This window comes from Tenacibaculum sp. SZ-18 (assembly GCF_002813915.1).
Lineage (GTDB): Bacteria > Bacteroidota > Bacteroidia > Flavobacteriales > Flavobacteriaceae > Polaribacter.
Window position 1 is genome coordinate 2764435 of sequence record NZ_CP019335.1, and the last position, 13770, is coordinate 2778204.

The 13770-nt window shown below is 31.0% G+C and carries 16 protein-coding genes; all 16 read left to right on the forward strand.

Translation table 11 applies throughout. The annotated features are described in order from the left end of the window. Positions 1-357 precede the first annotated feature (357 nt). Positions 358-579 carry a PLDc N-terminal domain-containing protein gene (locus BTO06_RS12335; RefSeq protein ID WP_100925596.1) on the forward strand — a complete coding sequence of 74 codons (222 nt, stop codon included), beginning with the start codon at positions 358-360 and terminating at the stop codon, positions 577-579. 148 nt (positions 580-727) lie between these two features. Next, positions 728-1351, forward strand: a complete 624-nt coding sequence (locus BTO06_RS12340) for a hypothetical protein (protein ID WP_100925597.1) — start codon at positions 728-730, stop codon at positions 1349-1351. Between the two features lie 153 nt (positions 1352-1504). After that, complete coding sequence (locus tag BTO06_RS12345; protein ID WP_157811839.1) at positions 1505-2104, forward strand: hypothetical protein; 600 nt, start codon at positions 1505-1507, stop codon at positions 2102-2104. A gap of 1340 nt (positions 2105-3444) precedes the next feature. Further along, positions 3445-5019 (forward strand): DUF6119 family protein, encoded by a 1575-nt coding sequence (locus BTO06_RS12350; protein ID WP_100925599.1) that lies wholly within the window; start codon positions 3445-3447, stop codon positions 5017-5019. A gap of 266 nt (positions 5020-5285) precedes the next feature. Beyond that, on the forward strand, positions 5286-5591 hold the full coding sequence (locus BTO06_RS12355) for a hypothetical protein (protein WP_100925600.1): 306 nt from the start codon (positions 5286-5288) through the stop codon (positions 5589-5591). 676 nt (positions 5592-6267) lie between these two features. Further along, the gene (locus BTO06_RS12360) at positions 6268-6813 is read left to right on the forward strand and encodes a hypothetical protein (protein ID WP_100925601.1); all 546 of its coding nucleotides are present in this window, start codon (positions 6268-6270) and stop codon (positions 6811-6813) included. A gap of 118 nt (positions 6814-6931) precedes the next feature. Then, entirely contained in the window at positions 6932-7312 is a 381-nt protein-coding gene (locus tag BTO06_RS12365; protein ID WP_100925602.1) for a lipocalin family protein, read from the forward strand. 182 nt (positions 7313-7494) lie between these two features. Next, complete coding sequence (locus tag BTO06_RS12370; protein ID WP_232731451.1) at positions 7495-7797, forward strand: transposase; 303 nt, start codon at positions 7495-7497, stop codon at positions 7795-7797. Between the two features lie 105 nt (positions 7798-7902). Next, on the forward strand, positions 7903-8718 hold the full coding sequence (locus BTO06_RS12375) for an IS3 family transposase (RefSeq protein WP_100925603.1): 816 nt from the start codon (positions 7903-7905) through the stop codon (positions 8716-8718). A 48-nt stretch (positions 8719-8766) separates the two neighbouring features. Continuing rightward, complete coding sequence (locus BTO06_RS12380; RefSeq protein WP_100925604.1) at positions 8767-9108, forward strand: hypothetical protein; 342 nt, start codon at positions 8767-8769, stop codon at positions 9106-9108. 1 nt (position 9109) lies between these two features. After that, complete coding sequence (locus tag BTO06_RS12385; protein ID WP_100925605.1) at positions 9110-9481, forward strand: hypothetical protein; 372 nt, start codon at positions 9110-9112, stop codon at positions 9479-9481. Positions 9482-10128: 647 nt separating this feature from the next. Next, entirely contained in the window at positions 10129-10683 is a 555-nt protein-coding gene (locus tag BTO06_RS12390; RefSeq protein WP_157811840.1) for a hypothetical protein, read from the forward strand. A 109-nt stretch (positions 10684-10792) separates the two neighbouring features. Next, positions 10793-11140, forward strand: coding sequence for a hypothetical protein (locus BTO06_RS12395; protein ID WP_157811832.1), 348 nt, complete (start codon positions 10793-10795; stop codon positions 11138-11140). Positions 11141-11298: 158 nt separating this feature from the next. After that, positions 11299-11865, forward strand: coding sequence for a hypothetical protein (locus BTO06_RS12400; RefSeq protein ID WP_100925607.1), 567 nt, complete (start codon positions 11299-11301; stop codon positions 11863-11865). A 69-nt stretch (positions 11866-11934) separates the two neighbouring features. Next, entirely contained in the window at positions 11935-12408 is a 474-nt protein-coding gene (locus tag BTO06_RS12405) for a hypothetical protein (protein WP_100925608.1), read from the forward strand. Positions 12409-13164: 756 nt separating this feature from the next. Then, complete coding sequence (locus BTO06_RS12410; RefSeq protein ID WP_100925609.1) at positions 13165-13737, forward strand: hypothetical protein; 573 nt, start codon at positions 13165-13167, stop codon at positions 13735-13737. Positions 13738-13770: the final 33 nt, after the last annotated feature.

Sequence of the window (13770 nt, forward strand, 5' to 3'; positions counted from 1 at the left end):
GCGGCTGAATTACTGCGAAAAAATTCAATCTTATTAATTATCTTTCCGCAACATCGGAAAAGAACTCGCGTCCTTTTCCCGCAAAAAATCATACACAAATACGTTGGCTTTAATGCTAGAGTTAGTTTGCCAAACAGAAAAAACTAGTTTGAATTTTTGGGTTTTTTTGAGAATTTCATGAAACATAAAACAGAAAAACTGTAATGTGGAATTCCAAAATCTGTCTCAAATCTCATTCAAGAGTGGAATTTAAAGCAACATCGGGATTGCTAACTTAAACGCTGAATGAATTGCTTTGCGGAAAAAATCGGAATTTGAGCTAGTTTGTGAAAAAGAAAAACTGAATAAAAATATAATATGGATAAAACAATTAATGATTTCTCAATTGGACTTTTTATATGTCAAGCTTTAATTTTATTATCAATTGGACTTTGGATTTATTGCTTGCTTGACATTATAAAAAATAAGTTTGCTCAAAATGACAAAATAATTTGGATTTTAGCAGTCATATTGATTCCATTTATAGGTTCGTTGTTGTACTTGTTTATTGGAAAAAATGAGAAACTGAAATTAAACTGAAAAAACACATAAAGCCAACAATGTATAACCGCAATTACGGCGGATTCGACCACGTCCTAATCCACTTAGTAAATACTAATGTAAGTGCTAAACAGAAAATTAACGTATATTAATCCGTAACTGACGGTTATACTAAACGTTGTAGGTAATGCTGAAAAAGACAATTTACATATCAATAATTTTGGCTTTGACATTAAGTTGTGGAAGTTCCAAGTTCAACGTAAATCACGGAGTTGTACTCGAACCACTTTCTGAGGAAGTAAAAAGAGAAATGAAAATTCTTGATTTAGAGAAAAGTACAGGAGTGATATTTCCAAAAGAATATGAAGCTAATTTCAATAAAGGTAGATTATCAAACAGATTTACACCTACTGAAAATGAAGTCAGAAAAGCCGAAATTGAAATAAATAAGCAGTATTTGAATTCCGACAAAAGATTTGCCTACAATCAAAATTTTGTGAGATTTAAGGACGACCCTGAATGGACTCTTGAGGAAAGACAAAAGGATTTCCAAAACCTAATGAAATGGAATAAAAAAGAAGCAAAAAAGAGCATAAAATTTGACCGACAATATTTAGGTTTTATTGAAAACGGACAAAAAATATTAGTAATTCAATTTATTGATTTTAGTCGAGACCCTTATAGATTAAAAGACCAATTGACTAAAAGCTGGATTGGAGGTTGGCACGGTTGGTTTGAAACAAATGTTAGACTGAAAGAATATAATATGGAAACAAAAAAACTGAATAGTTTCGGATGGCCACAATTATAAAAACACTACCTACAACATTGGCTATACGTAATGCGGTGTTTAGTGCAAATTTGAAAGTAAATGAATATTAACAAATATATCGGTAAACGGACAGTGAAGTGCTTTCTAATCCCGCACTACGCATAGCCGAGACCGTTGCCACCAATTTGAAAAATGACAATATTACTATTTTCAATATTCCTGCTTTTAACAATCTTATTGCTTAAATATTTTGCTCGTAAAAAGCAGAATATAGAACTGAAAATATTGGTAGGTTTCGGAATTGTAATTGGGCTATCTGCTTTGGGATTGAATTCTTTGTTTGACGATTCATTCGGAGCTTCAACACCAGTTAATATTCGGACTGAAAATCTGACCGATAAAAACTTAAAAATTTACGCAATAGCATTTTGGAGTAAAAACTGGAATGGAACTGAAAACTACGTGACTTATGACAAGGAGTTAAAACCAAATGGGAAGTCTGACTTTTGGTTCGAGAATGATGGCACGACAGAATTCTGGATTGTAGCAAAAAGTAGAAACGGCGCAATTGAATACTTGAAAGTTATAAAAGAGCAAAACAGTGAATACGATTTGGAAATAACAGAAACCAAAAATATCACTTCTGATAAAATTCAAATCGCAGAAGAATTGACATTTAAAACGGACAAAAAGGAGCGAATGGAAAAGTATGTGATTTGGTTGAATATTGGATTAATTGGACTTCTGATTTTAAGTCTGATAAAAATAGAAACTGGTGGCAACACTGTGTAAAATTAATTGCTATTGCAGATTTTATTATCTAAAATCTTGCCTGCTTTTATATTCGGTTTGCTTTTGCTAAATTCGATTCTTAAACCACGCAACTAACATTACACAAACCGTTAACTATCATTGTCGAGAATTATGTGAAGTTCTCTTTTAGATAAATCAAAGTCAGTTGTAAAATTGTACTTTTCAACAGTAATTCCAGCTTCGTCCTTTTTTTAGAGAACTAAACGTTTTATGGCTTGGATCATTTGCCAATCTCCTAATTTCTTGATTGTCGGTTCTTGTTTTGTGTTTGAAAAGTCTCTGGCTCGTTCAGATAACTTAGCTTACTTTTTACTTTTAAGTAGAACCTCATCGTATTTCTAGCCAATTCTCGCTGAACGTTCTGATCCGTTCTTTTTCTAAAAAAAGGCTTTTTACAAAACTTAAAATACGCAAACTAAATGCAAGTAAGGCTTGTGACTATTTATCTTTTATTGGCTGACAATTGTGCTTGTTTGAAACCGTTTGGAGTTGCATTCTGTCTCGTTTGCTTTCAGTATAAAATTTTCTAAAGGCTTTGAATTTTGGCTAGTGTTCTCCAACATTAGTTAACAGGGTGTATAAAAAATTGCTTCTTTCTCTATAAATCAAAAATTATATTTACTTTTAAATCATGAAAATGAATGAAAAATTGCTACTAAAAATCATCGCAACTTTTCATACACAATTACGTTAACTATCATTGTCGAGAATTATGTGAAGTTCTCCTTTTGATAAATCAAAGTCAGTTGCAAAATTGTACTTTTCAAGAGTAATTCCAGCTTTGTCCTTTTTTTAGAGAACTAAACGTTTTTTGGTTTGGATCATTTGCCAATCTCCTAATTTCTTAATTGTCGGTTCTTGTTTTGTGTTTGAAAAGTCTCTGGCTCGTTCCGATAACTTGGCTCACTTTTTACTTTTGAGTAGAACCTCATCGTATTTTTAGCCAATTCTCGCTGAACGTTCTGATCCGTTCTTTTTCTAAAAAAAGGCTTTTTACAACAATCAAATTACGCAAACTAAATGCAAGTAAGGCTTGTAACTATTTATCTTTTTTTGGCTGATAATTGTGCTTGTTTGTAAACCTTTAGATTTGCATTCTGTCTCGTTTGCTTTCAGTGTAAAATTTTCTAAACGCTTTGAATTTTGGCTAGCGTTCTCCAACATTAGTTAACAGCGTGTATAAAAAATTGCTGCATTCTCTATAAATCAAAAATTATATTTACTTTTAAATCATGAAAATGAATGAAAAATTGCTACCAAAATCATCGCAACTTTTCATACACAATTACGTTAGCAATAATTATGACTCAAGATTCTAAATGACACAAAATCCTAAAATATACAGGATTAATACAAAAGATAGGCTTTTAACAAAGTTACCTACTTGCGAACTGATTATTGAAAAAATAATCAATACTTCATTTGCGAAACTTGGAATCAAGGAAACTTTTAGTTCAACTTCATTAAAGAAAATTTCTAAAGATGAAATCACATATTATTTATATCTCTATGATTCTAATGAAACGGTATCTGATTGGAAAGATTTTCTACCTAAGGAATTAACACAAAATGAAGGATTCATTCAGCAAAAATTATCACTAGTTTTATTTGCTGAAACCGAATTTGACATTTTTTGCATTATTGGAGGTAACGCTTTTCAAATAATATTACCTTTTATTGATAAATCTTTTGGACTAAACGTTTATTCTAGAATAATGCAACCTCAATATGACCAAATTGCATCAATAAAATCAAGAGGAATTACAGGTTCAAGAGCAGGACTAAGTGAACAATTTAGGGATAACTATAGAATAATTGATTATATAAAATTTGGAAAGGTTACCAAAGAAATACACTTAAAATTAAGTCAAGAAACAACAGATTTACATTTTGGATTCTTAAAAAACAAGGAAAATGATAAAATTCAAATATATGTAAGTAAAGCATTTAAAATAAAAAAGAATCTAGATTTTAATGAACTGCATAAAGTCATTGAGGAATTAGTTGTAATATCTGAGCTTGCACCATCTGACTATTTGGATTCTTATAAGGAAATAACCGATACAAATCTAAAAGATAACATTCTACACCAAGAATTAATTACTCATTTGTTCAACGATACTGAAAACTTGGGTAGAAGAAAATCCAATGAACATAAATCATTTCAACACGACTTTTGTAATCCAAATAATATTGAAAAATTCTATGAGGCTGATGAATTTCGACTAAAAGAAAAGACAGAAAACAATGGGTATACAGTATTTAAAATTGTCTATGACAGAAATGAAATTTATGATGCTGTTTTAAATAGAGCCGTAGAAAGATTTGGAGTGAATGACCGTTTCAATTTTATGAACTTTGTTAGAAGTGCTTATGTAACTTGCTATCAAGACGGCAACCACTCAATAGGTTCTGGTTTTATATTCCATATATCCACAGAATTTCCTTACGATGGAACACCTATTTTTTTGGTTGACACAAAGTGGTATCGCTTACAAGATTCTTTTGTTGAGGATTTAAAAACAAACACTAAGCACGTTTTAAAAACATATAAAGCGTCAAATAAAATATTAACTGAACCTTGGGATAAAAATGTAATTCGAGTTGAGGGAGATTATAATTTCAGGTATAATTCAAAACCCAATTACATAGTGATTGATACTATAATTGCTGATGGACTTGAACTATGTGATATAATTCATTACGATGACAATAATATTTATCTTATACACGTAAAATATGGTTTTCAATCTAAAATACGTGAATTGACAAATCAAATTACAATTTCAGCAAGGCGTTTAAGAGAAACACTTGGAACCAAAAACAAACCATTACTTGAAAAGATTTATAACAGATTAATTAAAAAAAACATAATATTGACAACTTATCACTAGATGATTTTAAATCACTTTTTGACAAAAAAATATCATTCATTTTTGCTTTTACATCGCATTTGAGTTCTGACTTAGTTGTTGAAAACAATATTGAAAAATACACTTCAAACATAGCTAGATACTCATTAATTCAATGTTCAAGTGAAATGAGAGCATATTATTACGATTTATTGAATTATCAAATACCAAGAAAATAACTATTGCTAACAAAACCTAAACTGCATTAAAACGCAGCTTAGCCAAAACGTTGTGTAGCATAAATAAAAATGACAGAAAACAAATTAGATTTTTGGACAGGGCTAAGATTTGAGATAACTAATTCAGGAATTCTAGATGCATATTGTGATTGGATTGAACCCAAAGTCTATTATTTCGAATTGAACCCAAGCGTCGTAGAGGGAAGAATAGGCTTTTTAACTCCTGAGATGGAAGAATTTAAATTCAAGCTAACTATTGATAAAATGATAGAAGACTCTAGCGAAATTGAAACAATTGATATGAAGCATTGGACGATTGAAAAAAAAGACTCAGGTTTTAACGGAAATACACTTGAGATAAAATTGATTAAATAATAGAACGCTACACAACAACACCTAAACTGCATTAAAACGCAGCTTAGCCAAAACGTTAACTATCATTGTCGAGAATTATGTGAAGTTCTCTTTTTGATAAATCAAAGTCAGTTGCAAAATTGTACTTTTCAAGAGTAATTCCAGCTTCGTCCTTTTTTTAGAGAACTAAACGTTTTATGGTTTGGCTCATTTGCCAATCTCCTAATTTCTTGATTGTCGGTTCTTGTTTTGTGTTTGAAAAGTCTTTGGCTCGTTCCGATAACTTAGCTTACTTTTTATTTTTGAGTAGAACCTCATCGTATTTTTAGCCAATTCTCGCTGAACGTTCTGATCCGTTCTTTTTCTAAAAAAAGGCTTATTACAAATCTTAAAATACGCAAACTAAATGCAAGTAAGGCTTGTAACTATTTATCTTTTATTGGCTGACAATTGTTCTTGTTTGAAACCGTTTGGAGTTGCATTCTGTATCGTTTGCTTTCAGTTTAAAATTTTCTAAAGGCTTTGAATTTTTGGCTAGTGTTCTCCAACATTAGTTAACAGCGTGTATAAAAAATTGCTTCTTTCTCTATAAATCAAAAATTATATTTACTTTTAAATCATGAAAATGAATGAAAAATTGCCGCTAAAATCATCGCAACTTTTCATACACAATTACGTTGTAGCACATTTGACAAAAATGACGAAAAAGAAAAAATTATTAATAAGTACCGGACTGATTTTAGCCATTCTTGCTTTGGCTTATTATTTTCTTTTACCAAGATTATTGCTGTATAGTCTATCATCTGAACCGAGAGATCCTAAAGTTGAAATAACTGAAACTTACTCAATCGGATGGTGGTCTAAACAAGAAGCTCTGAATGTTGACTCTTTTGAGATCAAAATAATTGACAGCAAACTGAATCTTTTCAACAGTAAATCTCTTGTAAGCTACCGAATAAAAGGGAACTTATACTACGAAAAAGGTTGGAGACCATTTATTAAAGAAATTCATTTATCCGAAAGATTTCTGACTCATTCAAATGACTCGATTAATAATCCTGAAGCAATGATTGAAATAACACCAGTAATTGGTGCGGAAGATGATGAAAGTTACAACGGAGAGAAAATTGAATTCGACATAACAAATGAGAAAAAAATGAACTCTTTTCACTGGGGCAATAACCGAATAAGGTTTAAATGTTTAGAGAAAATTAATGATATTACATTATCACAAAGGAAATAAAAAACGTGCAACAACAACGTGTAAATTGCATTAAAACGCAACTTACACGAAACGTTGGGTGTCATTACGATTTTAATATAAATTGAACAAAATAATAAACATATAGAATTAAAAAATTATGAAAAAACTGATTGTAATCTCTTTAATACTTATTTCATCACTTCAGACAATTGTAGGACAAGAGAAAAACGAATTAGATTTAATTACTTCTGGAAAATGGTATTTAGAATATATGGAAATGGCTGGTCAGAAAAAATCATTACCAATTGAACTAAAAGAGAATAATTGGATGATATTCCATTCAGACGGAAATCACGAAATCATGACAATGGGTGAAATGAATAAAGGAAAATGGGAATACCTGAAAGATGAAAAAACGATTAAAATGACTGATAAAGGAAAAGTTTCTAATCAAGAAATTATAATTTTAAATGACAATGAATTGATTTTAAGATTTAAGCAAGGAGAAATGGAGATTCTGATGGGATTGAAAAAATAACGTCACCCAACAATGTATAACCGCAATTACGGCGGATTCGACTACGTCTGAATCCACTCGGTAATTACTAACGCTAGTTCTTAAACAAAATATATAACTTTAATCCCGTAACAACAGTTATACAAATACGTTGTAAAACATTTTGACCCGTCCTGAATAAAGGCTACATAATTTTAAACATTATGTATAAAAACGACAAAGTCATCAGACGCTATTCAGAACCTTTTAAATTGAAAATTTTAGACGAACTTACAACCGGAAAATTAAACAAGTATCAATTAGGTAAGGCATATGGTATTGCTCCAACTACCATTAATGAATGGATTAAAAAGTATAACCGTAAAGACCTTATGAATACCAGAATAACCGTGAAAACTAAGGATGAAATAACCAGAATTAAACAACTTCAAAAAGAGATTGAACAACTAAAAAAAACTCTTGTTAAAAAAAGACTTGGATGCTATGATTCAAGATTCATACCTTGAAGTTGCTGCTGAAGACCTTGGTTATAAATCTGTAGCAGAACTAAAAAAAAAGCTAAATATAGAGCGTTAATTACATCTAAAACCAAAGCTAAAGGATTTGCGTCTTTGACAACTATAACTAACTGTTTCGGACTTAAACGTGATGCATATTACAAATATAAACACAGAGCTGATAAACGTTTAAAGCTAGAACAACAGATTATTCAAATTGTTAAGCAAAAACGCAAATCCTTACCAAGAGAAGGTGTGCGTAAACTCAAAATATCCTTGAAAAACGATTTTGATAATGCAAATATTAAAGTAGGAAGAGACATGCTATTCAATGTGCTTAGAAAACACAATATGCTCACAACCAGAAAGAAACCTAGTTATAGAACTACCAATTCTTTTCATAGATTCTATAAATACAAAAACATTATAAAAGATGTGCTTGTTGATAGACCTAACCAGGTATGGGTAAGTGATATCACATACATCAGAACTGTAAAGGGATTTTGTTATTTAGCCCTTATAACCGACTTGTATTCTAGAAAAATAATAGGGTATGATCTCAGTGATAGCTTAGAGCTTAGCGGCTGTGTAAGAGCATTAAAAAAAGCATTATATCAAGCTAAAAATACGGATGAACTCATACATCACTCCGATAGAGGAATACAATATTGCAGTAATCTATACACACAAATTTTAAAAGGAAAGAACATTAAAATTAGCATGACAGAAGATAATCATTGTTATGAAAATGCTGTAGCTGAAAGGGTAAATGGTATATTAAAAGATGAGTTTTACTTAGATCAAACATTTGATAATGTGATACATGCAAAAAGAGCTACAAAAAATGCAATCAATCTATACAACCAAATAAGATTACACGTATCTTTAAACTATAAAACACCAAATATGGTATATTTAAAAACAGCATAAATCAAATTTTAACCTGTAGCCATATTTCAGGACTAGACATTTGAAAAAATGCTTGAACACAATAAAGAAATTGAAAAAATAATTGAACGGAACGTAAATGAATCTTCGTCTGAATTGGAAATAGACCAGTTTATATCTGATTTAAAAAAAGCAGGTTCTAATCCGATTATGACTATTAAAATAATTGTGGAAAAGTTAAATATCGATTTCGGAAAAGCGAAAGAAATGGTCTTTAATTGTTCAAGTTGGAGTTTCTTATATTCTCAACCGAATCCTTTTACGCAGGAATTTTTGAATATAGCTTCTGAAGACGCTGACAAAGTTGAACGAAAAGATGGAAAGATTATTTCTGTAACTTACAAATTAGACAAGGGCTCTGAAAACAATTAGGATGAAATTAATAGACGAATTAAAAGCTGAAAATGGTTCTTTTTTACTTGAATTAAGAACTGACTTAAATTGGAATCACGATTCGTTTATTAACCTACTGAATGAATTAAATGCTGAATGTAAACGAACAAAAGAAAGTCTGAATTTATCACGAGATACTGCTTGTGGTATTTGGTATATATCTGATTTCATCAAAAATTGGACTGAACATCAAAATTTCCCAAAAGAATTCGCTGAAGAATATTATGAAAAAGCCTATGAATTAATAAATGATTTGGCTTACTCATACTTTATGGCTGAATCACCTTATGAATCGGAATCTGTAATTGAAAATAAAATAACCAAATTAAAAACGTTTTACAACAACACCTAAACTGCATTAAAACGCAGCTTAGCCAGACCGTTAACTATCATTGTCGAGAATTATGTGAAGTTCTCTTTTTGATAAATCAAAGTAAGTTGCAAAATTTTACTTTTCAAAGGTAATTCTAGCCTTGTCCTTTTTTTAGAGAACTAAACGTTTTATGGTTTGGCTCATTTGCCAATCTCCTAATTTCTTGATTGTCGGTTCTTATTTTGTGTTTGCAAAGTCTCTGAATCGTTCCGATAACTTAGCTTACTTTTTACTTTTGAGTAGAACCTCATCGTATTTTTAGCCAATTCTCGCTGAACGTTCTGATCCGTTCTTTTTCTAAAAAAAGGCTTTATACAAATCTTAAAATACGCAAACTAAATGCAAGTAAGGCTTGTAACTATTTATCTTTTTTTGGCTGAAAATTGTTCTTGTTTATAAACCTTTAGATTTGCATTCTGTCTCGTTTGCTTTCAGTGTAAAATTTTCTAAACGCTTTCAATCTTGGCTAGTGTTCTCCAACATTAGTTAACAGCGTGTATAAAAAATTGCTTAATTCTCTATAAATCAAAAATTATATTTACTTTTAAATCATGAAAATGAATGAAAAATTGCTACTAAAATCATCGCAACTTTTCATACACAATTACGTTGTGCTTAATATGAAAATGAGATTTATTATACCATTAATTTTGATTCTAACCATCTGCTTAAGTTCATGCAATGACCACAATAAAACTGTTCTTGTGTTAAAGCAGTCTAATGGAGAATCGGATGTCATTTATCGAACATCAGTTGCTGATTTCTATTTTGGGAGAGCTGAACTTATAAAATATTGCGAGAAAGAGAATGACGGGGAAGACAAAGACTTCACTTACCCTCAGATAATTGAATATATTACTACTTTTAATGGAAAACCTGTAATTATTCCAGACACACTCGGAACTAAGATGGAAGTTGAAAAGGAGGTTGTGTTTAACCAAAGTGACAGTTTAATAAGGGTTAGAGACCAAGGCCATCCTTATGCATATATCACTGACGAAATTCGTTGGGCGGTAATTGAATTTGCAAAAAACGAAAAACTCCGAATTTATCATAAAAAGACAGCCGACTTCCTGGACACCATAATTGTTGACGAAGTTGACACAGATTGGTACGGAGAGACGAATATTACATTAATGAATGATTCAATAATTTTCTCTCAATTGAGATGGATAAAATAAATACTAAGCACAACAATATGTAAAAATGCATTAAAACGCATTTTACATTAAACGTTGTATGTAATGTGAGCAACTAGCTCAAAAAAAAATGAATAATAAATTAAAAAGTATGAAAAAATTATTTATTACTGTAAGTCTGATTTTAGCAATTGGAATGAATTGCTATTCTCAAAATGAAGTTGAACCTGAAAATAAATTGACTTACTCTTGTGACCAAATAGTAAAACAGAATTTTGAAGAAGGAACAATTACTCTTACCGGAAATGTGAACCTGAAAACCAGTGTGTTTGAATTTGAGAATGCAGATAAAATCGTTCTAAGTAAAAAAACAAAAGAAATATTTGTGATAGGAGGTTATAAAGTTTATCTAAATGGTGGAACAATAACTCAAAAATCTACATCGGAAAAGAAATGGTTAAGATATAAAATTGGAGAAAGTGTAGCCTATGTAGAATGAAAAACTACATACAACAATGTATAACCGCAATTACGGCGGATTCGACTAGGTCCGAATCCACTCGGAATTACAAACGTTAGTGCTTAACCGAAAAACAGTAACTTTAAACCCGTAACTGACGGTTATACGATACCGTTGTGGTGCATTAGAGAAATAAAATGGCTCATAAGAAAAAAGGACATTTGACAACATCTCCAGAATGGGCAAAACATTTGCGAAAGTATATGAAGAATCAATTTTGGAAAGGAGAACGAAAAGCAAGTAAAGAACTTATTCGTAGCGAATTGTTTGAATCTGACAATTTAATGTGGCAATTCCAAGAGTTAATCAAAACTCTGATAGCTATGTCAATGCCATACGAGTGTCAAAAAGAATTTTATGGAATCGGTGCAACAGCTGATGAAATGCTTGAGGACTTTTATTCTTACTATACTTTAAATAAAGTAAGATTTGTTGAGCGAAAATTGATTAACAAAGGATCCAAGAAGCGATTGGATGACATTGACTTTTTGACAGATAAATGGAGTTCTGAAAAAGAAGAAGGCTTTTGGTTTGAGATGGAGAATCATAAGGAAGACTGGGACATTCTTCGAGAAAAGGCAAAATTGACTTTAAAAATTTTAGACAAAAGTAATTTAACGGTTGACGTAAATCACGAAAATGAATTTGATGAGAATGGAGATGTGATTTCACAAAGAACTAAAATTGAATTGAAAGAAAAATAACGACACCACAACAACACCTAAACTGCATTAAAACGCAGCTTAGCCAAACCGTTGGCGTGCATTAGAAAAATGAACAAAATTTTAAAAAGAATATTAATCGGAGTCGGAATTATTGCAGGAATTGGAATCACTGGGTATTTAGGACTAGTTGGATTGGTTTGGTATCAGTTTAATGTTGGTTGTGGAATGGATGATGGACCTTTCGAAGCGGTAAGTATTAAACCAATTGAAATAACTAAAAACGCTAAAGAATTTCAATTAGCAAAAAATGGAAAATTAATATTAGAAAATCGGAATGACACCCTTTCTCCTATTCTCACTCTGATTGAAAATGGAAAAGTTAAATGGACATTGGATACAGATACACGAAATACGAATGGATACGAATCGACTAGAATATGGGAAATAAGTAATATTTCAGTAGAAAACAAAACTGACCCAATTAAACTTACATTTACTGGCCATTGGACCTACGGAGTTGAACGTGGATCTATGAGAATTGACAGAGACAATGGTGATAACAAATTTTGTTTGAGTTGGTAGAAAATAAAAACGACACGCCAACAACGCGTATAATTAATTGCGGCTGAATTTCCACATCGGAAATTCAATATTATTAATTATCTTTCCGCAACAACGGAAAACGACTCGCGTCCTTTTCCCGCAAAAAATCATACACAAATACGTTAACTATCATTGTCGAGAATTATGTGAAGTTCTCTTTTTGATAAATCAAAGTCAGTTGCAAAATTGTACTTTTCAACAATAATTCCAGCTTTGTCCTTTTTTTAGAGAACTAAACGTTTGATGATTTGGCTCATTTGCCATTCTCATTATTTCTTGATTGTCGGTTCTTGTTTTGTGTTTGAAAAGTCTTTGGCTCGTTCAGATAACTAAGCTTACTTTTTACTTTTGAGTAGAACCTCATCGTATTTTTAGCCAATTCTCGCTGAACGTTCTGATCCGTTCTTTTTCTAAAAAAAGGCTTTATATAAATCTTAAAATACGCAAACTAAATGCAAGTAAGGCTTTTGACTATTTATCCTTTATTGGCTGACAATTGTTCTTGTTTGAAAACGTTTAGTTTTGCATTCTGTCTCGTTTGCTTTCAGTGTAAAATTTTCTAAACGCTTTGAATTTTGGCTAGTGTTCTCCAACATTAGTTAACAGCGTGTATAAAAAATTGCTTCTTTCTCTATAAATCAAAAATTATATTTACTTTTAAATCATGAAAAACGAATGAAAAATTGCTACTAAAATCATCGCAACTTTTCATACACAATTACGTTACCTACAATTATGAAAAAACCGATAATACTAATCATATTATTTCTGATTTTTGCTTCTTTGCAATGTTTCGGACAACAATATTCGGAATATGCAATTGACGGAAACGGATTTGATTCTGTTTTTCAAGACTTGGAATCAGGGAATTTTAACGGAACAATAAACGGAATTCTAATCGTAAAAAATTCTGACAACAAGGAGTCACTATTGGATTTTCAAGGCAGTTATGCAAAATTGGAAATTGAAAAAGATAAAGACGAAGTTTATGACTTGAGCTATAAAAAATATGTAGGAAAAACAACAAGCGGTAAAACGCAAATAAAATATCAGACCTACGGTTCTGCTAACTCGTTCGGAATTGAATTTAAGGGAGAGTTTTACGAATTATCATTAATTGACGGAGCTTGTGACCTAATCATAAACGGACTTGAATACTCTTATGAATCGGAAAAAAGTGCTGAATATCTTATTATCCGAGTGACTAAAGAAATTGAATTAAAGAATAGTTATAAAAGCAAAGTCCGAAAATCAATTAAAGTATTGCCGAATTCGACTTTGATTTTTGCTATAAAACGGAATAAATAACTGTAGGTAACACCGTATATAATTTATTGCTAG